24 protein-coding genes are annotated in these 25194 nt (G+C 59.7%); 6 read left to right on the forward strand and 18 right to left on the reverse strand.

All coding sequences use genetic code 11. The features are described 5' to 3' along the window. Nucleotides 1-9 precede the first annotated feature (9 nt). Nucleotides 10-477 (reverse strand): SRPBCC domain-containing protein, encoded by a 468-nt coding sequence (locus tag M2368_RS04160; protein WP_498724038.1) that lies wholly within the window; start codon nt 475-477, stop codon nt 10-12. 172 nt (nt 478-649) lie between these two features. Continuing rightward, the gene (locus tag M2368_RS04165; RefSeq protein ID WP_388022035.1) at nt 650-1012 is read right to left on the reverse strand and encodes an ArsR/SmtB family transcription factor; all 363 of its coding nucleotides are present in this window, start codon (nt 1010-1012) and stop codon (nt 650-652) included. A gap of 319 nt (nt 1013-1331) precedes the next feature. Between M2368_RS04165 and zapE the strand changes: the two genes are divergently transcribed. From zapE to M2368_RS04195, 6 genes are all read left to right on the forward strand, one after another. After that, the gene (gene zapE / locus M2368_RS04170) at nt 1332-2384 is read left to right on the forward strand and encodes an AFG1/ZapE family ATPase (RefSeq protein ID WP_181148991.1); all 1053 of its coding nucleotides are present in this window, start codon (nt 1332-1334) and stop codon (nt 2382-2384) included. Continuing rightward, the gene (gene def, locus M2368_RS04175; RefSeq protein WP_105657851.1) at nt 2381-3022 is read left to right on the forward strand and encodes a peptide deformylase; all 642 of its coding nucleotides are present in this window, start codon (nt 2381-2383) and stop codon (nt 3020-3022) included. Before zapE ends, def begins: the two co-directional genes overlap by 4 nt. After that, nucleotides 3022-3873 carry a putative RNA methyltransferase gene (locus tag M2368_RS04180; RefSeq protein WP_133833368.1) on the forward strand — a complete coding sequence of 284 codons (852 nt, stop codon included), beginning with the start codon at nt 3022-3024 and terminating at the stop codon, nt 3871-3873. Before def ends, M2368_RS04180 begins: the two co-directional genes overlap by 1 nt. Before the next feature lie 104 nt (nt 3874-3977). Next, nucleotides 3978-4454 (forward strand): NfeD family protein, encoded by a 477-nt coding sequence (locus M2368_RS04185; RefSeq protein ID WP_105657869.1) that lies wholly within the window; start codon nt 3978-3980, stop codon nt 4452-4454. Between the two features lie 55 nt (nt 4455-4509). Then, nucleotides 4510-5448 carry an SPFH domain-containing protein gene (locus tag M2368_RS04190; RefSeq protein ID WP_105657849.1) on the forward strand — a complete coding sequence of 313 codons (939 nt, stop codon included), beginning with the start codon at nt 4510-4512 and terminating at the stop codon, nt 5446-5448. Between the two features lie 184 nt (nt 5449-5632). Beyond that, nucleotides 5633-5980 carry an RNA polymerase-binding protein RbpA gene (locus tag M2368_RS04195; protein WP_105657848.1) on the forward strand — a complete coding sequence of 116 codons (348 nt, stop codon included), beginning with the start codon at nt 5633-5635 and terminating at the stop codon, nt 5978-5980. Nucleotides 5981-6338: 358 nt separating this feature from the next. On the opposite strand, the gene M2368_RS04200 is transcribed toward M2368_RS04195, so the two are convergent. From M2368_RS04200 to M2368_RS04275, 16 genes are all read right to left on the reverse strand, one after another. Then, nucleotides 6339-7067, reverse strand: coding sequence for a polyprenol monophosphomannose synthase (locus tag M2368_RS04200; RefSeq protein ID WP_105657847.1), 729 nt, complete (start codon nt 7065-7067; stop codon nt 6339-6341). Between the two features lie 411 nt (nt 7068-7478). After that, complete coding sequence (locus tag M2368_RS04205; protein WP_332594754.1) at nt 7479-9083, reverse strand: amidohydrolase; 1605 nt, start codon at nt 9081-9083, stop codon at nt 7479-7481. 56 nt (nt 9084-9139) lie between these two features. After that, on the reverse strand, nt 9140-11923 hold the full coding sequence (locus tag M2368_RS04210; protein ID WP_498724039.1) for a DEAD/DEAH box helicase: 2784 nt from the start codon (nt 11921-11923) through the stop codon (nt 9140-9142). Nucleotides 11924-11951: 28 nt separating this feature from the next. Then, on the reverse strand, nt 11952-12818 hold the full coding sequence (gene tatC, locus M2368_RS04215) for a twin-arginine translocase subunit TatC (RefSeq protein WP_105657844.1): 867 nt from the start codon (nt 12816-12818) through the stop codon (nt 11952-11954). 9 nt (nt 12819-12827) lie between these two features. Next, on the reverse strand, nt 12828-13043 hold the full coding sequence (gene tatA / locus M2368_RS04220) for a Sec-independent protein translocase subunit TatA (RefSeq protein ID WP_105657843.1): 216 nt from the start codon (nt 13041-13043) through the stop codon (nt 12828-12830). Between the two features lie 32 nt (nt 13044-13075). Further along, nucleotides 13076-13336, reverse strand: a complete 261-nt coding sequence (locus M2368_RS04225; RefSeq protein ID WP_133833372.1) for a hypothetical protein — start codon at nt 13334-13336, stop codon at nt 13076-13078. 102 nt (nt 13337-13438) lie between these two features. Continuing rightward, nucleotides 13439-15442, reverse strand: coding sequence for a helix-turn-helix transcriptional regulator (locus tag M2368_RS04230; RefSeq protein ID WP_498724040.1), 2004 nt, complete (start codon nt 15440-15442; stop codon nt 13439-13441). Nucleotides 15443-15535: 93 nt separating this feature from the next. Continuing rightward, on the reverse strand, nt 15536-15931 hold the full coding sequence (locus M2368_RS04235; RefSeq protein ID WP_013348985.1) for an FKBP-type peptidyl-prolyl cis-trans isomerase: 396 nt from the start codon (nt 15929-15931) through the stop codon (nt 15536-15538). A gap of 16 nt (nt 15932-15947) precedes the next feature. Then, a complete protein-coding gene (locus M2368_RS04240) occupies nt 15948-16883 on the reverse strand; it encodes an FKBP-type peptidyl-prolyl cis-trans isomerase (protein WP_332486254.1) in 936 nt (311 codons plus the stop codon). 119 nt (nt 16884-17002) lie between these two features. Beyond that, nucleotides 17003-18376, reverse strand: coding sequence for a Pup--protein ligase (gene pafA / locus M2368_RS04245; RefSeq protein WP_105657839.1), 1374 nt, complete (start codon nt 18374-18376; stop codon nt 17003-17005). A gap of 78 nt (nt 18377-18454) precedes the next feature. After that, nucleotides 18455-18640 (reverse strand): ubiquitin-like protein Pup, encoded by a 186-nt coding sequence (locus M2368_RS04250; RefSeq protein WP_105657838.1) that lies wholly within the window; start codon nt 18638-18640, stop codon nt 18455-18457. A gap of 66 nt (nt 18641-18706) precedes the next feature. Next, entirely contained in the window at nt 18707-20323 is a 1617-nt protein-coding gene (dop, locus tag M2368_RS04255) for a depupylase/deamidase Dop (protein ID WP_133833377.1), read from the reverse strand. Beyond that, nucleotides 20320-21957: a proteasome ATPase gene (gene arc, locus M2368_RS04260; protein WP_332486297.1), complete on the reverse strand. Its 1638-nt coding sequence runs from the start codon at nt 21955-21957 to the stop codon at nt 20320-20322. Before arc ends, dop begins: the two co-directional genes overlap by 4 nt. A 220-nt stretch (nt 21958-22177) precedes the next feature. After that, on the reverse strand, nt 22178-23239 hold the full coding sequence (locus M2368_RS04265) for a tRNA (adenine-N1)-methyltransferase (protein ID WP_332503009.1): 1062 nt from the start codon (nt 23237-23239) through the stop codon (nt 22178-22180). Nucleotides 23240-23281: 42 nt separating this feature from the next. Beyond that, nucleotides 23282-24409 carry a site-2 protease family protein gene (locus M2368_RS04270; RefSeq protein ID WP_332498550.1) on the reverse strand — a complete coding sequence of 376 codons (1128 nt, stop codon included), beginning with the start codon at nt 24407-24409 and terminating at the stop codon, nt 23282-23284. Further along, the gene (locus tag M2368_RS04275; RefSeq protein WP_332486260.1) at nt 24406-25119 is read right to left on the reverse strand and encodes an HAD family hydrolase; all 714 of its coding nucleotides are present in this window, start codon (nt 25117-25119) and stop codon (nt 24406-24408) included. Before M2368_RS04275 ends, M2368_RS04270 begins: the two co-directional genes overlap by 4 nt. Nucleotides 25120-25194 lie beyond the last annotated feature (75 nt).

The raw sequence follows: 25194 nt of genomic DNA on the forward strand, positions 1-25194 counted from the left end.
GAAAGCGCCCTAGTTCTCGAATACCTCCTGATAAACGTCCCAGAATTGATCCATCGAGCGCGGAGCCCCAAGCAGGACGGCCTCCAGATACATGAGATGCGTTTCCCATCCCGCCAGGTAATTCGAGACGCCAACGCTGAGTTTGGAGTGGCTCAGCGCAAGTTCAGCTCCGAAGAGGCTCGACTGCAGAGTCAAACTAACCTCCGACACAGATTCTTCCGGAAACTTCCAGGACATCACGAGGGCGGATGCTGGCTCGACCTGTTCAATCCGGCTTTCGCAGATGTAGTTTTCCGCATGCTCGATCTGCACAGTAGAACCCACGCCAAGGCTTCCAGCGACGTGAGTTCCCAGCCAGAGTGGCAATGCCTGACGATCAATCATTGCGTGCCAAAGCCTGTCGGTCGATAAGCCGAAGGACCACCTGAGATCCACAGATCCCGCCGAAGCGTCCGCGAACTTTCGAATGATGGGCATGAAAGGAGCCTGCTTCGATATACGGGGCAGCCAGCACAAATGGCTGCAGTGAGACCCTGCGTGGGGAGTCGTGGATTTCCAGTACTTTACATAATGTAGATTATCGGCTTATTTGCAATGCCGCTGGAAGTAGCCATATTCGTCCATTTACGCCACGGATTTCGAAGGCCGCTTACTGCTCAGCTTGTTGACGCTGATCCTGCAAATCCAGCCGGTGCCTCGCGAACTCCAGGGTCTGCCGAATGAACTCGCGCGATCGCTCATCATGCATCGAGTAGATGACATGGCGGCCGGACTTCCTCGTTTGCAATACACCAGCTGCTCGCAGCTTGGATAGCAATTGGCCGGCAACCGTTGGACTAACGCCGATCAACTGAGCCAAATCGGACAGGGAAAGATCGTCCATGGACAGCGCCCAGAGCATCTGGAGCCTTGCCGGATCCGACAAGGTTTTGAGTACCGTTGCCGACATGTCCAAAAGATCGCTGGAGACGATCTCGTCTTCAGCCGTTGGGACAATGAACTCGCTGGTCATCTCACGCGCTCCCTCTCCGCATTTCGCCCGCCCTGGTTCGATTCAACTGCTTCAACCCAGCTCTGTGGGTGTGTCCATTATGGCCACGGATCAAGATAAAGCGATAGGTATGCTCAAAATTCACAAGACTAAACAGGGTCGTAGCCATCCTTGGGAGCACTCCCCCTATTTAAATCATCCGTTTCGAAATAAATCGAAGGCTTCTTGACTAGGCACTTTAACGTCGCCTCGGCACCGCAAGGCATCCCTGCAAGCTGGAATGGTGGCGATTGCATCACAGAAGATTGGCCGCGTCTGCGCTCAGTGGCAAAATTTAGATATGGCTAATCCGTTGCTACGCATTCCCCACGGGAATAAGTACGCTCTTCAGATCCGCGAAGCTCTCAAGCTGCAAGGTATCGAAGTTGACCCGGTTCAGAGTGATCTGATCGACCTTCTAGGACGTACTTTGCGTACGACGATGACGGCAAAGCACCCTGGCGTCTACATTTATGGCCCTCCTGGTCGAGGCAAAACCCTCATCATCAATACCTTGGTCTCGGTGCTGCCTGAAACCACGACAGCGCGCTTCCATTTCCACGAGTTCTTCCAGCGCGTAAATTCCCCGGTCAACCGTGTCCCGGGCCAGCCGCTGGGCGCGATTTTCTCGCAAGGGCTTGAGCGCGAGCTCGCTGGACTGCAGTTGCTGGTCTTCGATGAGTTCCATTGCACCGAACCTGGCGACGCGATGTTCATGGCCAAGCTCATTCGGCATTGCACGGAACACGAGATCCAGCTGGTCACTACGTCGAACTACGGGCCGGAGAAGCTGCTTGACGATGACACTTTCCATCACCTGGTTCAGCCAATTATTGACCGGATCCAACGGGACTTCACTGTATTCTCGCTGGATCATTCGGTGGACTACCGACAGCTCGCCGCCGATCCCGAGCAGGTCTTGGACGGGTATCGGAGAGGCACGCTAAATCTCTTCGAAGCACCAGGAGAACTGCCGGTCCACGATACGATGATCCAGATCGGCTACGACGAAATCGGGCCAGTCCACGTGAATGCGGATGAGATCTGGATCAGCTTCGATCAGATCTGCCGAACCCGCCGCAACACTGCCGACTATCTGGATTTGGCAAGCCGGTATTCGCGCTGGCATGTAACCTGCATCCCAGCTAGTGCCACCATGCCAATGGATGAGGAACGCCGACTGGCGAATCTTATCGATATCTTCTACGACAAGAACGTGGAAGTCCATCTGTACGCCGCAGACAATCTGGGCAATCTTGGACACATGCTGCATGACACTGAAAAGGCCCGACTCACCTCGCGCCTGGCTCAACTTCAGCTCAACGAATACGAACGGACTAGCGCTTGCCGATGAACACCGAGTACACCGCACAGGACATCGAGAATATAGTTCGAGAAGTCCTGGAGACTGCAGATGAGAACCTCATACTGCCTATTGTCCAGCTGGGACATCCCGTTCTCCGCCAGCAGGCGGTGGCCTACGAGCAGCAGCTTCCGCAGGAACTGCTCGAAGAACTCCTTGAAGCAATGCGCCAGACCATGTACGACGCCCCTGGCGTAGGACTCGCCGCTCCTCAGGTGGGTATCCCCCTGCAGATTGCCGTGCTCGAAGATCTCTATCCCATTCCGGAGGAAGCTGCCTCGCACAGAGAGCGTGAGCCGCTGGAGTACTTCGAGATCTTCAACCCCGTATATACGGCATCAACAGAGCGCGCGGCAGTCTTCTACGAAGGTTGCCTGTCTTTCGAAGGATTCCAAGGCGTAGTGAGCCGGGCCGCCGATATCACCGCCACTTATAAAGATCGGGACGGCCAGGAAATAACTCGAAGCTTCTCCGGTTGGCAGGCCCGCATTGTCCAGCACGAAACTGATCATCTGTCGGGCACTGTCTATATCGACAAAGCACTTACCCGCTCCTTGATTAACGAATCCGAACTGTGGCGCCATGAAAGCATGGACGTTGCAACGGCACAAGAGGTTCTGAAATTCTAATGTTCTCCGGCACCACGAACGTTACTTGCCCGGTCTGCGAGCAACCCCTTGGCTTCGAGGAATCTCGGGATAGAACCCTGAGTTGCGAAGCCGGGCATCGTTTTGATGCTGCCAAACAGGGTTACTTCAACTTCCTTACTGGCAAAGGAACGAACTTCCTCGAAGACACCTCGGCCATGGTCCAAGCCCGCGATGCTTTCCAGTCAAAGGGACATTATGAGCCTCTGGCGCGCGCGCTGTCCGAGCTGATCAATGATCATCACGACGGACATTCGCTTGACGTGCTGGATGCGGGCGCAGGTACCGGCTACTACCTGGGGAAGATTCTAGAGAACTCTCCTGCTGCTGAACTTGATGCTTTGGCTCTGGACATCTCCCGCTTTGCCATGCGTCGTGCCGCGAAGGTTCCAAGCACGCTCGCTGTGGTCTGGGATGTCTGGCGCAAATTGCCTACTGCCGACCGATCACGCGATGTGGTGATCAACTGCTTCGCACCGCATAACCCGGCAGAGTTCCAACGTGTACTGCGTACTGGTGGATTATGCATTGTCGTGACCGGCGAACCAGATCATCTCAACGAAGTCGTCGACCCGCTGGGCATGCTCACCGTAGGACAGGGCAAGCAAGCCGCCTTGGTGGAAAAATTTGCGGCTGAAGGCCTTAATCATCGCGGATCCAAGAATCTGACATATCGGATGAACCTGAATGCGGACGATCTCTATAACCTTGCATTCATGGGTCCGTCCGGGCACCACCTCTCCCCTGAAATTCTTCATCAGCAGACGCTGGCGTTGGGTTCCCAGCCTGTAACAGCTTCCTTTGGAGTACACGCATTCGTCACGCAGGGCTAGAAGATACCCCAAAATGACTACACCTTTTATCTGCCTTCTACGGCAGAATGTAGGAAAGACCAGTTACGACTGGTCAATGTCCTAACAGAATTTAGGTGAATGCCATGACAACAGCCGAATGGATCATCAGCAACGCTTGGGTGATCTGGCTGGCACTGTTCTTGCTGCTGGCGATCATCGAGATGCTTTCTCTTGATCTCTACTTCATCATGCTCGGCGTAGGTGCCCTTGGTGGTGTAGCGGTCGCACTGCTCAGTGGACCCATGTGGTTGCAGGTCCTTGTATTCTGCGTCATTTCATTGTTGATGATCTTCCTGGTTCGACCTATTGCCGTCAAACATTTACGGAAATCACCCGAGGGCTTCCGCACCAATATCGAGCGATTAATCGGTGCGGATGCACTTATTCTCGAGCCGACCTCGCGCATGTCGGGTTCGGCCAAGATCCGTGGAGAGATCTGGACCGCCCGTGCTGAATCCAGCGTTCCGACCATGAATCCCGGCACCTATGCCGTGGTTTCACGTATCGACGGGGCAACTGCATACCTCACCGCGAAGTCCCCTGACCCTGCTAACGGCTAGCTAGCCTGACGCCCCCAAATTCATCACTACTGCACAAGGAAAGAGAGTACGAACCATGAATTCAGATGGTTTTGGCTTGACTATTGTGCTTGTCGTTCTGGCAATCTTCGTGATTGTCGTCCTACTGCGCAGCGTGCGCATCGTGCCGCAGGCACGTGCTGGCATCGTTGAGCGCCTCGGCAAGTACAACCGAACCCTAAATCCCGGTCTGACAATCCTGATCCCCTTTGTGGATCGCTTGCTGCCGCTGCTGGACCTGCGTGAACAAGTTGTTTCCTTCCCGCCGCAGCCAGTTATTACCGAGGACAACTTGGTAGTTTCGATTGATACCGTGGTCTACTTCCAGATCACCGAGCCGCGTGCCGCGACGTATGAAATCGCTAACTACATCCAGGCCGTAGAACAGCTGACCACCACTACGCTTCGTAATGTCGTCGGTGGCCTGAATCTGGAAGAGGCCCTGACTAGCCGCGACCAGATCAACGGCCAGCTGCGTGGTGTCCTTGACGAGGCAACCGGCAAGTGGGGCATCCGTGTTTCCCGTGTCGAGCTGAAGGCTATCGATCCACCGCTGTCCATCCAGGACTCGATGGAGAAGCAGATGCGCGCCGAGCGTGACCGCCGTGCTGCCATCCTGACCGCTGAGGGCACCAAGCAGTCCTCCATCCTTACTGCCGAAGGCGCACGCCAGGCTTCCATCCTCGAAGCCGAGGGCGATGCACAGGCCGCAATCTTGCGCGCTGACGGCGAGTCCCAGGCCATCCAGAAGGTCTTCGATGCAATTCACGCCGGCAAGCCGGACCATGAGTTGCTCGCCTACCAGTACCTGCAGACTCTGCCGAAGCTTGCCGAAGGCACTTCGAATACCCTGTGGGTGATTCCAAGCGAACTGACCGAAGCACTCAAGGGCATCGGCGGAGCGCTGGGCGGCAACGGATCGGGCAGCAAGCCTGCCACTCCGGAATCGCCATCGGCCCCAGGTAGCAACCTGTAGCAACAGCTGGTTTAGAACCGATTAGCCGTCTGCGGCGAGGTGCATACAATGCACCTCGCCGCAGACGCGTATAATGGATGTTTTGGCACCAAGAATTATCTTCACCTCTAGTCGGAGGGAATTATTTCCGAGTGCCAAACGTTGGTACGTGTAGCGAATTCTTCAATCATCGCGGAGGGAAAACATGAGCGATCGCAGCCTACGAGGCATGCGCCTGGGTGCACAGAGCATGGAATCTGAGGCAGGTGTGGAGCCGGCTGCCCGTCAGCGTGTGGAATACCGTACCGAAGAGGGCGAGACCGTCTTCGTCGTCTTTGCTGCCGAAGCTGAAATTCCAGCAACCTGGCACACCAAGACCGGTAAGGAAGCCAAGCTCGTCCACGGCGAAGCCAAGGCCGAAGAACCGGGCAATGAAAAGCCTGTCCGTACCCACTGGGACATGCTTCTTGAGCGCCGTTCCGAAGAAGAACTGGAAAAGACTCTGGCAGACCGCCTCCAGCAGCTGCGCGCTGCTCGCGGGGAAACTGCCTAATCTCCCCCACGCACGGTTCCATGCTGCCTTAGCATGGCCGTAGGGGCTTGGTTGAGGGCTGGGTTTGATGACCGATGGTTATCAAACCCAGCCCTCACTCTTTTGCCTGTCTGCTATGGGGCTCAAAGACCACGCCCAGTATTTTCAACTGCGTCAAAGAGCCTGCATGAAATTGCGCGGCCAGCGCCGCCGGCCTAAGCAGCTTCGTAGAAGCTATTTTCATCCTGCACAGTCCGCCTTTGGGGCGGTGGGCTGGTTTGTATTTCACTGCCTGCCCGAGACCTGATGATGATTCCTGGTTAAACGAACTGGCGTGCAACGATCCATCGTTGCACGCCAGTTCGCTTAACCACGGGTATTACTTCTTGGAAGTCAGCTTCTTCCACCGGGCGCCCAAGCCCCAGCGGGTGACATTCCACATTGCTTCGAACACAATGTTGCCGCTCATCTTCGACGCGCCCAGTTCGCGCTCTACGAAGGTCACGGGAACTTCAACGATCGTCTTGCGCAGCATGGCCACGCGGAAGGTCATGTCCACCTGGAAGCCGTAGCCGCGCGACTCAACGGCGTCAAAATCGATTGCTTCCAGGGTTTCGCGCTTGAAGGCGCGGTAGCCTGCGGTGATGTCGCGCAGAGGCAAGCCCAGCATGGTGCGCGAGTAGAAGCTGCCGCCGCGCGAGATGATCTTGCGCAGCATTGGCCAGTTCACGACTTCGCCGCCCTTGACCCAACGCGAACCGATTACGAGATCTGCGCCCGCGGCACTGGCTTCCAAAAGGCGTGGAAGCTGCTCTGGCATATGCGAGCCATCGGCATCCATCTCTACCAGTACGTCGTAGTCGCGAGCCAACGCCCATTCGAAACCTGCAATGTAGGCGGCTCCCAGGCCATCCTTGCCGGTACGGTGCAATACGTGGATATTCGAGTCCTCAGCAGCCATCTTGTCTGCAAGTTCTCCGGTGCCGTCAGGCGAGTTATCATCAACGATCAATACATCCGAGTCAGGAACTGCGGTACGCAAGCGTCCTACGGTCAGCGGGAGCGACTCCAGTTCGTTGTAAGTCGGAATGATTGTAATGACGCGCACGCGGCGGCACCTTTCTGGGTATACAACACAAAGCCTCTTGCCTGCTCGGCGTCGACTGCATGGCTTATGCAGGACACCGGGTCGAAAAGAGTTAATCCAAACTCAAAGTATAGTCATCATTTGCCAATCAGCGCGCTGGAGACACCGCATTAACGAACGATCCTCAGTGACTTCGGCCCTATTCTCCACGCCGAAAGGCACAGAGAATGTTATCTAAGGTCACTGAGGATCGTTGTTTAAATTGCGTAGTTTCCAACGCAATGCATGTGCATCTCGAAGAGGCGCTTAGACCAGCCTAGTGGGTACCCCACCTAGGCTGTCAACCATCAAATGACTTCACTCTTTACCTAGACACCACTAGTCAGGGCAAATTTTGCGAATTCATTCTGCTTATTGAGCATCTGTTTCGCTTTAAGCCGATTCGCTTGGCTCAAGGGTATTGAAAAGCGTGATTCCAGCGCGTACTGTACGCAGGCACTGCGGAATTTCCTCATCAACGACCGGAAGCATCGGAGTTCCAGCTCGTGCATCGGTACTCCAAGAACTGATTCGGACGTCCGGAGTTTGCACAGCAAGTTCAGAGGCAGTCCACACTGCAAAAGTCGCCGGCGCGCCGATCACGAGCTGCCCGGCGAACGGGTTCATCTCGCCCATGGCGCGGTAGGTGGATCGGGTTTGAGCCAAGAAGGCCGCACGAGCCGAAATGCGAGCCTCAGCATTCGTCATGTTCATGCCGGCGCGAACAACCTGCCAGCCATCAACCTCCGTTACCGGAGCATCAGAGCCAAGCACCATTGGCACACCAGCCGAAAGCATAGCGGAGAGGTTGTTCATCGATGCTGCGCGCTCCCCCAGGCGCTGCGCGTACATGCCGTTCGAGCCGCCCCACGCCTGGTCGAAGACCGGCTGCATCGAAACCATGATGGCGTACTGCAGCAAACGGGCCCGCGAGTCTTCATCAACCATCTCGACATGCTCCAGACGGTGCCGGCACATCTGCAGCTTAGCTGCCCCAATCTGCTCAGCAGCCAGGTCAAAACCTGCCAACACCTCATCCAGGGCGCCGTCTCCGATCACATGGAACGAGGCCTGGATCTCCCGGGAACTGCAAGCGACCAGGTGGGCCGCAATTTCGTCACGCTTCAGATACAGGGTGCCGCGTTCGCCCGGCTGATCGCTGTAGTCTTCGCGCAGGTACGCCGTGTGGCTGCCTAGCGAACCATCCACGCGAAGATCGCCACCCAAGCCCAGCACCTTTCCCGTTGGGAAGGATGCGACCAGCTCCTGGGCGATGTCTGCATCGCTAACCAGTTCGCCCCAGTAGGCATGGACTTGCGGCAGTTCAGGGTTGTCGATGGCCAGCAACTGCTCCAGCGCCTCTCGGCCCTCAATATGCGGGGCCGCCATCTCCACAACGCTGGCGAAACCACGCGAGGCGTAGTGCTCCAGTGCCAGGCGCTGGTATTCCTGTTCGGCCTTCTGCGTATTGGTGAGTGCTTCACGCACGGCGTCGTGATCCGCACCAGAAATGATGCCAGCGGCGAGGTGGCCCAGGTCCAGCAGATCCAGCAGTTCCCGATTGACCAGGGCACTGTGCACATCGCGACGCGCCAGGTAATAGCCGCGGCCTTCCGCGGCACTGGTCAGGTCGGTTTCCGCGGGCAGCTGCTGGTCAGCCCAGTTCGAGTTGTCCCACCCCTGAGCCAGGACCAGCTTGGTCGACTTCTGCGCCTGCTCGGCGACGAGCGAAAGCAGCGAAGAAGCCGAGGTTGCTGCACCCAAATCGGCTCCCGAAAGGGTGCGGCCCAAGGCGGCAAGGTGCGTGTGGGATTCGACGAACGCCGGGGTAATCAAACCACCATTGAGGTCGACCACTTCGTCGACGGCAGACGCGTGGCGCTCGGCTGCGTCCTCGCCGCCCAACCATGAAATGGTGTCGCCGTCCACCACCATTGCGGTAGCAAATGGATCGGCCGCTGAGTAGATGGACCCGTTTCGGTAGAGTGTTTTTGCCATCAGCGTCTCCCTTTTCTCGTGCACTGGCTAATAAGTTTTTCGGCTGGACCTGCTGGCTAGTCCAGCACGTTCGAGTAGGCCACTACACCGCGCTTGATCTGGTCTACTGCCTTGTAGGCATTGCGAACCAGCAATGGCGGAAGGTCGCTATTCTTTGCGAACTGGTCCAATGTGTCGATGACCTGTTTGGCCCAGCGCACGAAGTCACCCGGTGCCAGATCGGTACCGCGCAGCGCGCTGTTCAGGCTCGAACCGCGGGCCCACTTGTACATTGGCCAGATCAAACCGGATTCCGGTGGAGCGGTCGGGTCAAGGCCCAAGGCCTCTTCAGCGTCCGATAGCTCGCCCCAAATCCTGATGGTGCTATTCCAGATGTCATCGATCTTGCCCGTTGGCATTTTCGGATCGGCACGGTCCCCGTCGCGGCGTGCCTGGTAGACCAGGCTGGCGACAACCGCGCAGAGTTCTTCCGCATTGAGCTGCGTGAGCTTGCCGGTCTCCAGGATTTGGCTGGTGAGCAGATCTCGGTCGCCATAGATGCGGCGCAGGCGGCGGCCCGAGTCGGTCAGCGCGAAATCTTCGCCGCCCTCGGAAGGCACGAGGTATTCGAACTGCTCGAGCACTTTGCAGACCTTGTCGAACTGCGTGGCAATGGTATTGGTTCGCCCGCGGATGGCGCGACGGGCCTTGTCCGTGTCCTTCTTCAGCTTCCAGTACCTGTCGGCCCAGCGCATGTGCTGGTCCTTCTCCGAGCAGGCGTGGCAAGGATGGTCCTTGAGCTCCAGGCGCAGTGCGTTGATTTCACGCTCGAAGGAATCCGAGCCTTCGAAATCAAAGCTCTGGGCGTCCTGGCGTGGAGGACGCGACTCGTAGATCGCGTTGCGCAAGGATGAAGCAAGGTCCCGGCGCTCCTTCGGTGTGCGCCCGTTGAACCCCTTGGGAGTCTTGATCCGCGAAATGATCTGCACTGGTCCGTTGAGGTCTTCCACCGAGAGCCGGCGAAGCTGCGCCTCTTCGGTCAGCACGGTGTGTCGCGGGTTGTACATGGCCTTATCAAGCTCGACGACCACGGCGCGGCCGAAGCGGCGGCCACCTGGCAGGTCCACCACGTCGCCGCGGATCACGGCCTGCAGGGACTGCTCAGCTGCCGAACGGCGCTCGTGGCGGCGGTCCTTCGCAGCGTTCTTCTCGACCTGGGCCAGGTTTCGTTGGAGTTTCAGGTACTCGGTGAAATCTCCGAGATGGCATTCCATCGACTTGGCGTAGCCGGCCAGGGATTCTTCCTTGGAACGCACCTGGCGCGCCATGCCCACCACGGAACGGTCCGCCTGGTACTGGGCAAAGGAGGTTTCGAGGATTTGACGAGTCTGTTCACGGCCAAACTGCGCCAGCAAGTTGGTGGACATGTTGTAGGTCGGACGGAACGAGGAATTCAGCGGATAGGTTCGCTTCGAAGCGAGTCCTGCCAAGGATTCCGGTTCCAGGTCGGGGTTCCAGACAACAATCGAATGGCCTTCGACGTCAATGCCGCGGCGCCCGGCACGGCCGGTGAGCTGGGTGTACTCCCCCGAAGAGATCTGCACGTGGGATTCGCCGTTGAACTTGACCAGTTTTTCCAGCACGACCGAGCGTGCTGGCATGTTCACGCCCAGTGCCAGGGTCTCGGTTGCGAACACCACCTTGATCAGGTTGCGTGCAAAGAGGTCTTCAACGATTTCCTTGAAGATCGGGAGCAGGCCGGCGTGGTGGGAAGCGAAGCCGCGAACCAGACCATCGCGCCAGGACCAGAATTCCAGAACGTCCAGGTCTTCGCTGGGGATCCGGTAGGCGACTTCATCCAGCGCTTGCGCGATCTCGGCGGCTTCTTCATTGGTCGTCAGGCGCAGGTCAGCCATGGCGCACTGCTGCACGGCCATATCGCAGCCCTTGCGGGAGAAAATGAAGAAGATAGCTGGCAGCAGAGCAGCCCGGTCAAGCTTCCCGATAACCGCTGGACGGTTGATGCGGTGCCCCATGCCTGAACTGCGCTGGGGGCCGCGGCCGCCGCGACCCCGGCCGCGCTGCACTCGGCCGCCAGGGCTGTGGGAGCGTACGAGTTTTCGCAGTTCGGGGTTGACCGAGGCCTTTGAATCGTCTTCAGCCACCTTGTCGAAGGCTACGTCTTCGGCAAACAGGTCCACCACGTTAGGGCCGACCATGACGTGCTGGAAGAGCGGCACCGGGCGATGCTCGGAGACGATGACATCGGTCTGGCCCCGGACGGTATCCAGCCAGCCACCGAATTCCTCGGCGTTGGACACGGTTGCCGAGAGTGAAATGATCTGCACGTTGGACGGCAGATGGATGATGACTTCTTCCCATACGGCACCACGGAACTTATCGGCGAGGTAGTGGACCTCATCCATGATCACGTAGCCCAAGCCGTCGAGGGTTTGGGAATCCGCGTACAGCATATTGCGCAGCACTTCGGTGGTCATGACGACGATCTGCGCTTCGGAGTTGATGGAGGTGTCGCCGGTCAGCAACCCGACCTTCTGCGCTCCATAGCGATTGACCAGTTCCGAATACTTCTGGTTGCTCAGCGCCTTGATGGGCGTGGTGTAGAAAGCCTTGCGGTTCTCGCCTAGAGCCTGGTAGATGGCGTATTCGCCAACAACAGTTTTTCCGGCGCCGGTGGGCGCAGCGACCAGTACGCTGTGCCCTTCTGCGACCTTCTGGCAAGCTTCGGCCTGGAATGGATCCAGGTCGAAGGAGATGCTTGCCCGGAATCCAGGAAGTGCAGTGCCGTTTTCGACCTGCCGTGCCTTGGAATTCGCGTAGCGTTCCGCGGGTGAAGTCACTTGTGGTCGTTCACTTTCTTGCCCTGGTTCAGAGCTGGGATTTAGGTTCGTCAATCGAGCTAGGGGTTTCAATGCCAGAAGTTTCACCAGCTGCTAGGCGTTCATTCTCGGCTTCCCGTGCCGCCAGCTTCTTTGCGCGCTTCTTGTCGTTGAAGTGGCAGATCAAGGTGGCAACGGCGAAGGTGAGGAACAACGGTCCAGCCAACGCGAACATGGTGATTGCATCGCCGCCTGGTGCTGCCATAGCGGCAACCAGGGCGATGAGGAAGACGGTGATACGCCAGTTCTTCAAGATGAGCTTGGCTGGCAGGACGCCAACCATGTTCAGGCCAACCATCAGTACCGGTACCAGCATGGCCAAGCCGAATGCCAGGAGCAGGCGGAAGATAAACGGCAGGTACTCGGAAATGTTCAGCAGGTTATCCGAGTTCTCCGGCGACAGGCTAATGAAGAATTCCAGCGCAAACGGAAGAACGAAGTAGGCCATCGCCACGCCGCCAAGGAACAGCGGAACCGCGGCTGCTACGAAGCTGTAGCTCAAACGGCGCTCGTTCTTTTTCAGTCCCGGCACGATGAATGCCCACAGCTGGTAGAGCCACACCGGCGAGGAAACGATCAGGCCGACGAACAGCGCCACCTTGATCATGATGTCGAAGGGTGACATCACCGCGGTGAACACTACCGAGCCGCCGGCAGCTTTCACAGGCGCGATCAGCAAGGCAAGCAGCCAGTCGTATACGAAGAAACCGGCTACCGTGCCCAAGGTCAGCGCGATGAGCGACTTGAATAACCGGTTCCGTGCTTCAATCAGATGCTCTTTGAGAGCCATCCGACCTTCTGCGTCCTTGGCCCGCTTCTTCTTGCTGCGCGGGTTCTTGTCTTTATTTGTTGCCACTGAAGAGGTCTACGAGTTGTTCTTTTCGTTGGGGTTCGGATCATTGATGGTGCCATCAACGGTTTCAGATTTAGGATCATCATCCTTCATCTGGCGAACCTCGGACTTGAAAATGCGCAGCGACTGGCCCATCGAGCGAGCCAAGCCTGGAAGCTTTGGAGCGCCGAAAAGCAGCAGTGCAAGCACGATAATGATGACCAAATGCCATCCCTGTAAGCCACCCATGTGGATTCCCTTCTCTCTATCTAAAGTCTACGTCAGAACAAGCCAAGATCGCGCATGTTCTGAGCTTGGCCGCGCTGTGCGCGACGTGCGACGCGGCGAACTCGACGCGCCTCGATTCTTTCAGCTTTGCCCTTATCGCGAAGCTTTTTGATCTTCTCCGGATCCGCGTGCGTGGCATCGGTTCCGTGCGGGTAGCGACGAGGGTTCGCAGCGTACTCGACGACGGTGCCCTCCTGGCTTAAACCGGCGCTGATGTGATCCGCAGCGTCGCCCAGGCCCTCGACGACCGCCATTCCCCGTTTGAACAAACGGAAGCCGGCAAGTGCCGCAACAAGTATTGTCGCCAAAACGAGCACAGTCCACAAAAGTACCCAAAACCACCAAGGAAGCATCTATTAATCCTCATACATTGCGATAGCCTCGTCCAACCAGTTCACTACCTGTTCGCGCGTAGCGTCAGGAGAGACCACAGTCAGTTTACCGCTATGGCGAGCCACGAGCGGCGCAGCTACCTGGTGATCCGAGAACCGGACGTTGGCCAGATACCCCGTACCGACCTTTCCCGTGGACCAGGAAAGAGGATGGAAAGCTTCGATAACCGGTAAGATCTCGGCGTCTACATAGACCATGACCTCTAAGTCATCGTCGTTGGAGGCATACCGGATCTGGACATCTTGCTGGTCTTCATGCCGAGCCGCCAGCTCGAATTGTTCACCGGCAGTTTCCACACTTAACATCCGGTCCACCCGGAAAGTTAATAGGCTCTGGCGCTTTCGGCACCAAGCCCGCAGGTACTGCACCGCTCCGTCTTCAATGAGCCGGATCGGTTCCACATCGCGAACCTGGTGAGTTCGCGAACGGGCCGAGTAGTAGTCGATGCGCACGACGTCTTGGGAACGAATCGCCTGAATCAGCTGCTGCGGAATATCGTTCTCGCGCGCCTTGGACAGTGCGAAGCCCAGCGCCCCGCTCCAGCCGTCAAAACGGGCCACCGCGGAATTCACCTTGGCCAGTGCCGCGTCGAGCACCTGCTGGTGCTCGAACTCGGGAATGCTTGCCAGGGCGTTGAGCCCGCCGAGCACGGCTACTGCTTCCAGCGGCGCCAGCTTCTGCGGCTCGGCCAGCAGGGCTGCATTGGAGATCGTAACGGTATCGGATTCAACGTCGCCGTCATTGACGTTGATCAGTTCGTCATGCTGGCCGTACGGGACACCGCACATCATGATCATGGCCAGCTCTTCACGAACCTTGGCAACGCTCATGGAGTAGCGTTCTGCCAGCGCTTCGATTTCTACGGCACCATGGGCGTGCACATACTGGATCATGTCGATATTTCGCATGACCTGAGTTGTGGTGGTGCCACGGCCGGTGGCGCGATGCGGACGGAACTTCACCTCTGCGTAGGCATCCTGGTTGCCCTGGCTGGTCTGGGAGCTGCGCGCGTCGCGCAGAATCCAGCGCACCTGGGCCACCAGTTCGGAGGGTCCCAGGACTTTCACGGCCGGACCATAAGCTGCCAGCTGCTGGGCAAATGAATGCGGATCCGCATAGCCGATCTGCAGCTCATCCTGATCGCTGCGGCCATTTACTGCCTGGGCGCGCAGCGGGATTGCTTCATCGCCCAAGAGCCGCACCGTTGCCACCAGTCCCGGATTCTGCAGGTCGAAATCCTGCAAGACCTGGGTCATGTCGAAATCCTGGGGGCGGGCGTGGTACTGCCCGTCGGCGTTAGCGCCGCCATGCCGGTAATTCGTGAACTTGCCCTGAACCCGCGAGAGGCGGAAGACACGGGTATCTTTCCGCGTGTGGTCATAGCCGGTGAAGTACCAGTTGCCGTAGCGCTGCCCGATCCCCCACACATCAACAATTCGTTCGCTCTGTGCGCCGCCAGAGGACGTATAGGCGAACTTGAGCGTGTTGCGGTTGAAGACCGCCAGGGCGCATTCGCGGAAGTTCGGTTCATCCATGGAAAGGCGTGGGACCAATGAGCCGGCCAACGGAGCGACCGGCGAGGCCACGCCATCATGGCCGGTGACTCGGGCCGCGGCATTGAGCCCCAATGACTGGAGCTTGGTGTCTTTCCAAAGGCTCGCGGCCAATGCGACCAGGCCGGCTTCTGCGGGGCTGAATTCCACCGGCGGCAAGAACCACTCGGTCGTGTCGATGCTGTAGTACGTAACATCGTCGATTACTTCTTTGTCCAGCTGCAACCCGAAGTCATTGCGGATATCGTCCTTGAGGCGATCCATCGCCTTCTCTCGGGTCTCCTTGGTACCGCCTGGCACCAAATAGGATCCAATGCGGTCGGCGTTGAACTTCCGTGATTTAGTTGCCAGCGCATAGATGAGGCTGGTCAGGCGTTCTGCCTTGCTGGGTCCCGGGGATTGCTTTATGCTCACGTGCCTAGACTAACCAACTTTCGCCGATAAGGATGACTTCTGGGACAGCAATGGCCCCGATTATTTAATCGAGGCCATTGCCAGCACTTGGAATTACTTGGTGCCCATCAGATCCACAACGAAAATCAGTGCTTCGTTAGGCGCAATGGCGCCTGGGGCGCCACGCTCGCCGTAGGCCAGGTGCGATGGGATATCCAGTCGGCGACGGCCGCCGACCTTCATGCCCAGCAGGCCCTGGTCCCAGCCCTGGATAACCATTCCGACACCCACTGGGAAGTCGAGGGTCTGCCCGCGGCCCCAGGAAGAGTCGAACTCTTCGCCGGTGGACCAGGCAACGCCTACATAGTGCGCTTCAACGGTGGTGCCTGGGGTGACCTCGGCGCCGGTTCCCTCGACCAGGTCGGTGATGACCAGTTCTTCAGGAGCGTCGGTGCCCGGGAAATCGATCTCCGGCTTGGTGCGGTCGTAGTTGCGTTCTCCGAACGACATAGTCACGGCCTTTCTGTTACTTGCTTTCGCTTACCTTGTCTAATTCTACGTAGAAGACCAGTGGTCCTGCAGGACGCCCCTGGGCTTCAGCTGTTTCGCCGTAGGCCAAGTCCGTTGGGACAGTCAGCAAGACCTTGCTGCCTTCCTTCAGACCCTGGAAGCCCTGCAGCCAGCCCTGGATGACTCCGCCGGCCATATCGGCTTCGAAGCCTTCTTCGTTGCCGAAGTTGCCGTCGAACTTCTTGCCATCTTCCCAGCGCACGCCGTGGTAGTGGGCAGTGACCTTGGACGTTTGGCCAACCGCTGGGCCGTCGCCTTCTTCAAGGACGTCCACTGCCAGGCCTGCCGGGGCTTCGGTGTCCTTGGGGATGGTGATCTGCGGATCGCCCTTGCCGGTCTTCACGGTGGGGAGCTTGCCGTCGTCCTTGAGCTGCTGGACTTCTTCCTTGCCCATCGTCTGGCTAGGGCTCTTGGAGTCCGCAATCTTGATCACGATCAGCCGTTCGGCACGCGAGCCTTCGGCCGGTTCGGCGATGGACCCGTCCGGCTGCTGAACGCCTTCGATGGCTGCGTAAGCGATCCAGTCGCCAATCTGGGACTTCAGCAGGGTTTCGTAGAGCTCGGGCATCTGCTCCTTGAGCGTCTCGTCAACCTTCATGGGAGCCGGATCAGCAGTGAAGTTCTCATTGGTCAGCAGGCCGTCGATGGTCTTGTACAGGCCCGACTGGATCTGGATGGTGTCGCCTTCCTTGATGTCGGAACCCTCGCCCTCCACCACGGTGACTGCTTCTGACTTTTCGGTCAGGAGCGGCGCATCGAATTTAACCTCAGGTGCGGTCTTGCTATCTTCTGCTGGCTTGACGTCGATGCCGCTCAGGGATGACGAACCCGAACCGCAGGACGCCAGGGCAAGGATGGACGCGGTGGCGCATACTGCCAAAACTTTTCGCACGAATCTTCTTTCCGGTTGGACTAGCTGGTCATGCATTGCGGGCTTGCACATGGCAAGGGCCGTAATGACCTGCGTCCAGCTTAGAGGTTTTTGCTGTGTAAATACTTGTTTCCAGCTAGCTAAAGCTGCTGGCCCATCAGCTCAATGAGCTCGTCAATCTGTGAATTGGTGGTTGCGAACGGGTCCTTGCACAGCACAATTCCGCCCGGGCCATCCTCATACTTCATGTGGACCCAATCGGCGCTATAGCGTCGCCCATTGGCGCGGGCGGCGCGAATGAATTTGCTTCGCAGTGCCGCGCGTGTCGTGGCTGGCGGGTTGTTCACAGCCTGATTGATTTCAGCGTCGGAGACGACTGCGCTGGCCAGGCCGCGGCGCTTGAGCAGGTGGAACAGGCCGCGCTGCGGGTCGATGTCATGGTAGGTCAGGTTCAGCTGCGCGATCCGTGGCGCCGAGAGCTCCAGGGAGTTCTTCTGGGCATAGCCCGTGAGCAGCTTGTGCTTGATCGCCCAGTCGATGTCCCGGTCGATCAGCGAGAAGTCCTGGCTTTCCACTGCGTTCAGCGTGCGTTCCCACAATTCCAGGACGGTATCCACCTGGTCGTGGTGCGCGCCGTGGCGGGCGATGAATTCCTTGACGGATTCGAAGAGGATCCACTGGATCTGCAGTGCGGTCGGTTCGTCGCCGCCCATGAGCCGCACTACGGTCTGGCCAGTGAAATCGTGGGAGATCTGGCGGATGGAGCGAATCGGGTTTTCCAGTCGCAGATCGTGGTAGATTTCGCCGGATTCGATCAGGCGCAGCACCAAGTCGGTGGCGCCGATCTTCAGCAGCTGGGTGGTTTCGCTCATCGACGAGTCGCCCACTATGACATGCAGCCGGCGGTGGTACTCGGCATCGGCGTGCGGCTCATCGCGGGTATTGATGATCGGACGCGAGCGCGTTGTGGCCGAGGAGACCCCCTCCCACATGTGATCGGCGCGCTGGGAGAAGACGTACTTGGTCTGCTCTTCATCGGTGATCAGATGCCCGGCACCGCACAATAGCTGGCGGGTGACGAGGAAAGGGATGAGCATGTCAGCGAGGCGCTTGAACTCGATTTTGCGTGGAATCAGGTAGTTCTCGTGGCAGCCATAGGAGTTCCCGGCGGAGTCCACATTGTTCTTGAACATGTAGATCCGGCCTTCGTGGCCTTCCTCGGCCAGCTGGTCCTCTGCCTGGTCAACGAGGTCCAGCATGAACGCCTCCCCTGCGCGGTCGTGGGCGATCAGCTGCTTGAGCTGGTCGCATTCCGCGGTGGCGTACTCCGGGTGCGAGCCCACATCCAGGTAGAGGCGCGAGCCGTTCTCCAGGAACACATTCGAACTGCGCCCCCAGCTGACTACCGGCTTGAACAGGTGCCGTGCGGCATCCTCCGGGGTGAGCCGGCGCCCATCCGACGGGACATAATTCAGCCCGAATTCGGTTTCCAGACCAAAGATTCTGCGATCCACGCGAAGCTACTTCCCCTCAACTGCGGTTCCGCCACATTGGCCAGAACACGACTTCCAAAGCTGTGTGCCCGTTGGGGCTTACTGGCCGCCCTTTTGCACGAATCCGCGGACGAACTCTTCAGCGTTGGATTCCAGCACCGAGTCGATCTCGTCCAGCAGGTCATCCACGCCGGCGGACTGGCCGGTGGTATTCACCTGGACCTGTTCCGTTTCGGCCTGCTGGTTCTGGGTGCTGCGGCGGGCCGAGAAGCTTTCCTGAGTCATCGTTTTCTCCTAAGTCGTCGTGAATCCCGGAATTACGCGCCGAGACTCATACCTATTCTGCGCCGATTAGCGACGCCTGGCCAATTCGTCGATAAATTCCGCAATCTCCAGCTGCGTGTCGAACAGCTCGCCAACCTGCGCACGGGTTCCGCCCAGCGGTTCGGGCATGTGGAAGCGGCTGATCTTGCGCGCCCCGGGGACGGCGAAGGACAACGCATCCCAGTTCGCTGCGACCACGTAGGGCGCATAGCGCTGCAGGGTCATGCCGCGCAGGTAGGCCCGGGTATCTTCCGGCGGGCTGGCCACGGCTTGGTTGATCTCCTGCTGGCTGAAGATCCTCTGGATGGCCCCGCGTTCGGCCATGCGGTAGTACAAGCCCTTATCGGTCCGCAAATCAGCCCATTGCAGGTCCAGCATCGCCACGCGTGGATCGGACAGCTCAAGCTGGTGGCGCTGGGCGAAGCCGTTGACCAGCTGGTATTTGGCGATCCAGTCAATCTGGTCTGCCGCGTCCATCGGGTCGCGCTCGAGCAACTCCAGGATCTGCGCCCAACGGCTGAGGATCTCGGTGGTGTCCGGATCATCAATACCGCGTGCCGCACAGTAGTTTTCTGCCGCATGCAGGTAATGGCGCTGGATTTCAATGGCGGTGAGCTGGACCCCTCCGCGCAACCGCACCTTGGCCTTCAGGGTGGGGTCGTGGCTGATTTGCTGCAAGGCCAGGACCGGCTCGACCAGTTCCAGCTGCGGGGCCATCCCCGCTTCGATCAGCGAGAGCACCAAGTTGGTGGTGCCCACGCGCAGCAGGGTGGAGATCTGCCCGAGGTTCGCATCCCCGATGATCACGTGCAGGCGGCGGTACTTGTCCCAGTTCGCGTGCGGTTCATCGCGGGTGTTGATGATCGGGCGGTTGATCGTGGTTTCCAGGCCCACTTCCGCCTCGAAGAAGTCGGCACGCTGGGAGACCTGGAAGGCGGCGCGCTCGTTGAGCATGCCCTGGCCCACCCGGCCGGCACCGCAGAAGATCTGCCTGCTGGCAAAGAACGGGGTGAGCCCGCGGACAATCGAAGAGAACTCGATGCCGCGCGGCATCAGGTAGTTCTCATGCGAGCCGTAGGAGACCGACTTGTTATCGGTGTTGTTCTTGTACAGCAGCAGTTCCCCGCTGCCCAGGCGCTGGGCGGCGGCCGCGGCGCGGCGCATCACTTCATCGCCGGCTTGGTCCCAGAGCACCGCATCACGCGGGGTCATCGATTCGGGGCTGGAGTATTCCGGGTGGGCGTGGTCGACGTACAGGCGTGCGCCGTTGCCCAGGACCATGTTCATCACGACATCCGTGGATTCCTTCTCCTGGTAGAGCGTTGAACCCAAATGCGCGTCGTTGCCATCCAGCGCAATGGATTCGGCGGTCCAGATGCCCTCGTCGTCCAGCCCCGGCTCCAGGTCGGTCAGCTGGCTCGGATGCGCTTGGGCCCGGTCCATGGCGAATCCGCGCGCATCTTGCAGCGGGGATTCGTCGCTGTAGTCCCAGCGTGCTGCCTTGGCCGCCGAATCCTGCTCGGCGACCAATTGCGCGTAGGCGTCAACGATCTGCGCCGAAAGCACCGTGGCGTTGGCCTTGGGCATGTTCGGGCGGATAATTCCGTATTCGGTTTCCAGGCCGACCAGCCGACGTGCGCTCATTTGCCGGCCTGCTGCTGGACCAGGGAACGGATGTTGCTGATCCGCTCGCCCTTGCGGCCGGAAATCCGGGCCCAATCATCGGGGTTGGTGGTGTTGGGCATGTCTTCGTGCTCGGCGAACTCTTCGCGCACCGCACGCAGCAGGTACTTCATTTTCAGTCCGCGCTCGTTCTGCGTAATCAGCGCCTTGATGGCATGCTTCTTGGCGCGGTCCACGATGTTGTGGATGACCGCGCCCGAGGCGAAGTCCTTGAAATAGAGCACTTCGGTGGCACCGGTAACATAGGTGACTTCGAGGAATTCGTTGATCCGCTCGGTGGAGTACATTGCCTGGACGGCTCCGCGGATCATGCGCGCTATGGTGGCGCCGGCATCCCCGGCATCGGCATCGAGCTCATCGGCGTGCAGCGGCAGTTCGGTCGTCAGGTACTTGCTGAAGATTTCTGTGGCGCCCTCGGCATCGGGACGGCGGATCTTGATCTTGACATCCAGGCGTCCCGGACGCAGGATCGCCGGGTCGATCATGTCTTCGCGGTTGGACGCGCCGATGACAATCACGTTATCCAGGCGCTCGACGCCGTCAATTTCGGCCAGCAGCTGCGGCACGATGGTGGTTTCCACATCCGAGGAGACACCGGTGCCGCGGGTACGGAACAGCGCTTCCATCTCGTCGAAGAACACCACCACCGGATCTCCATGCAGCGCCTTCTCCCGGGCGCGGGCGAAGATCAGGCGGATGTGCCGCTCGGTTTCGCCCACGTACTTGTCCAGCAGCTCCGGACCCTTGATGTTCAGGAAGTAGCTGCGGTTGCTGGCCCCTTCCTTGCGCTCGACGACGCGCTGGGCCAGGGAGTGCGCCACCGCCTTGGCGATCAGGGTCTTGCCGCAGCCCGGAGGGCCGTAGAGCAGGATCCCCTTTGGCGCGCTCAACCCGTGTTCGCGGTACAGCTCAGGGTGGGTGAAGGGCAGCTCCACCGAGTCCTTGATGGCTTCGATCTGCGAGTTCAGCCCGCCAATGTCCGAGTAGGCAATGTCCGGGACTTCCTCGAGCACCAGTGACTGCATGTCGGTGAGCTGGACGCGGGATACCGCCATGCCCGAACGCGAATCGATGGCCAGCTGGTCGCCCACGCGCAGGTGCATCTCGCGCAGCGGGCCAGCGAGTTCAACGACGCGCTGGTCATCGGCACGGGCCATGACTACGGCGTGGTGATTTTCCAGCAGTTCCTTGACCGTGACCAGTTCACCGGTCTCTTCGAATCCCAGGGCCGCGACGATCACCAGTGCTTCATTGAGCAGCACCTGCTGGCCGATGACCAGCTTGTCGAAATCCATCAGCGGGCTGACGGCCACGCGCATCTTGCGCCCGGAGTAGATGACATCTGCGGACTGGGCGCCGGTGGATTCGATGCCGAGCCCGGGTTCGGGGTGCTTGCGCGGGTGCTTGGCCACGATGGTGCCGTGGCTGAAGGGAGTGTCCCCGTCTTTTTCCAGCGCCGACTTCAGGTTGATGATCTGCTCGCGGGTGGTTTCCAGCAGGGCCACCAGGCGCTTGTTATTGCCGCTGATCCCGGCGAGTTGCTTGTCGAGGTTGCGATTCTTGTCGCGCAGCACGTTGACCTGGCGTTCGGTCATCTGCAGCCGCTCGGCCAATTGTTCTGCCTCGCGATTATCGTTCACGTTCCAACCTCCAACATCCAACGTCACCGGGGCGGTTCGTGCGCCCTGATGAGGTTTTTTCCGGTGCTTGGCGCACCGTCTTGCTTCCATCCTAGGAACTGAAGGCCCCGAGTGCAGAACACTCGGGGCCCAATGTCACATAATGAGACGCAATGTCTCAATATATGGTTGCAACTCAGGCTTCGCCGCCAGCGCCTTCGGCGCCTTCTTCAGCGGCACGCACGCGCACGGACTGGTTGGCATCGCGGGCGGCCCGGCGCAGCTTCTTATCCGACAAGCCGCGCTCGCCCAGTGCTTCAGCGGTCCACTCGCCCTCGGCGTGATCGCGCGTCCATGCGCTCAGGTCCTCATCGGAGTACGAGTGCTCCTTGATGCGCTTGGCCTTCGGGATGCCATCGGCGGAATCGGCCAGTCGGCGGCAGGTGATCAGGAATGCGGTGTGCGCCACCATCCGGTGATCCGGGCGGACAGCCAGGCCGTCGACGTGCCAGCCGCGCACCAGGGTTTCGAAGCACTCTGGCTCGGTGAACTGGCCCGAAGCACGGATGGCCTCGACCACGCGGGACATCTGGGTCACCGAGGACACGTAGTTGGTCCACACGCCGCCCGGCGCCAGCACGGTAGCTACCGCATCCAGGCATTCCCAGGGGCTGAGCATGTCCAGGACCACGCGGTCGATGCTGCCCGGTTCTTCCAGCTCGACGACCTTGTCCTGGAAGTCGCCGATGGAGATCTGCCACGAGGGGTGCTCGCCACCGAAGACGGTGGAGATGTTGCCGCGGGCGATATCGGCGAATTCCTCGCGTCGCTCGAAGGAGTGCAGGAAGCCCTCATCGCCGACCGCGCGCAGCAGCGAGATGGACAGCGCGCCGGAACCGACACCGGCTTCGACGACGCGTGCGCCCGGGAAGATGTCGCCGAACTGCACGATCTGCGCGGCATCCTTCGGGTAGACCACGGTGGCGCCGCGCGGCATGGAGAGCACGAAATCCTTGGCCAGCGGGCGCAGGGCTTGGTAGCGGAAGCCGTCGATATTCTCGATGACCGAGCCTTCGGGCAGGCCGATGATGGCCTCGTGCGGCAGCACGCCCTTGTGCGTGTGGAACTCTCCACCGTGCTGCAGGGTGATGGTGTTGATCCGGCGTTTCTCGTCGGTCAGCTGCACGCGGTCGCCGACACGGAAGGGGCCGCGACGGGCTGCCGCGCCGTGCGGCGCCTGGCTCTTAGCTTCGCTCACTGATGTGATCCTTTTCTTGGTGCTTTTCAGTCTGTATAGAGTTTACTTGCGGCGTCCGGTGACGGCGTTGACGATCTGCCGCTGGTGCAGCAGGCCCACCACCTGCCCGGTGGCGCTGATCACCGCATATTCGGCGCTGTCCACGCTGGCCAGGTAGTCGATCAGTGCGCGGCCATCGGAATCCTCGGCCACGATCGCGCCCTGGCCCAGGGCACGGGACACGGCCAAGGCCGGAACCTGGGCCGCCTGGTTCGGGTCCACCCGGGACAGTGCCTGCGCATCGATGACCCCGACCGGCATCCCTTTCGGGTCGACCAGGATGATCTCTCCCCCGCGAGCGTTCTGGCGGGAGAGCACGTCGGCTACGGTTGCGTGCGAAACCATGGCCGAAGCCGGGCGCATCAAGTCGGTGGCGATCACGGTGGGCAGGTTCAGCATCATCTTGGAGTGCGCAATCAGCTGCGTGGTGGCTTGCCACATGAACATCGCCACCATGATGCCGACCACCACCGTGATGATCTCGGGCTGCTCGCCGCGTACCAGAGGATAGATCACGAAGTAGAAGACCAGGCCCACGGCGATTGCCCGGCCCACCCAGCTCGAGGCGATGGTGCCCTTGAACTGGGATCCGGTGGCCTTCCAGACGATCGATTCGACCAGCCGCCCGCCATCGAGCGGAAGCCCGGGCAGCGCGTTGAAGGCGCCGAGCAGCAGGTTGGCATAGACGAAGAAGTCCAGCAGCAGGTTCGGGTACACGCCCATGGCCGCGTTCTCGATCACCAGCCAGCCGATTCCGGCCAGCAGGAAGTTCGACAGCGGTCCGGAGAGTGCCACCCAGAGCGAGGCGCCGGGCTTGGCCTTGAAGGAACCGAACTGGGTGTGCCCGCCCATCAGCGTCAACACGATGTGCGCATCGGGCCACTTGAAGGCGCGCGCGGTCATCGCGTGCGCGACCTCATGGATCAGCACGGCCACGGCAATAGCCACCGCGCAGGCCAGGCCCATCAGGTAGGCGTTCAGCGGCGGGATGATTCCGCCGCGCGAAAGCTGGATGCCAACGCTGAAGGTGATGACCGCGGTGATGATGAACCACGAGCTGGAGAGGTAGACCGGGACGCCCCCGATACGCCCCAGCTTGATTCCAGGGGACTTTTCCTGAGTGTCGCTCACGCGCTAACCTGCACCAACCATCGAGTCATTTCATGTACATCCACGGATGCCAAGCTGTCGATCCGGCGCCAATTGCCTTCTCCCGGGTCGGTGGCGTTGGGGACCAGCACCGCATGCAGCCCGGCCGCGGACGCCGAGGCGATGCCCGGCACGGAATCCTCGAAACCAATGCACCTGGCTGCTTCCAGTTCTTTCCCGGTGCACTGTCCCAGCAGCTGCAGTCCAGCCAGATAAGGTTCCGGGTGCGGCTTGCCGTTGGCGACCTCTTCACCGGTAACGCTGGCCTGGAAGGTGCCTTCGGGGATGCTGATCATCAGTTCATCGACGATGCTGCGCTCGGACATGGTCACCAAAGCCTGCGGGATGCCTGCCTGCTTGCACGCCGCGAGCAATTCGCGGGCTCCTGGCCGCCAGGGGATCTCGCGGCGGATGCCGGCAACCACCCGGGCAGAGAGCCAGTCGATGATCTCGCGGATCTCCAGCTTGACCCCGGCCTGCTGCAGGGCCCGGGCTCCATCTGGCAAGGCGTTGCCCACCAGGGCCAGGCCTTGTTCATGGCTCCACGAGCCGCCATGGGAAGCCACCAGCTCAGCTTCGGCAGCCAGCCAATAGGGTTCGGTGTCGATCAGCGTACCGTCCATATCCCACAGGACAGCTTGCGGGGTTGCGGGCTCGGTTCCGGCGGCAAAGTCAAAACTGGTGCTTGGCATGAGTCCATTCTAGATGGAAGAGTGGGGCTAAGCCGCTTCGGCGAGCCACGCCGAGAGCATCGAGTGCTGCCAAGG

The organism is Arthrobacter sp. JUb119, assembly GCF_024807995.1.
GTDB lineage: Bacteria > Actinomycetota > Actinomycetes > Actinomycetales > Micrococcaceae > Glutamicibacter.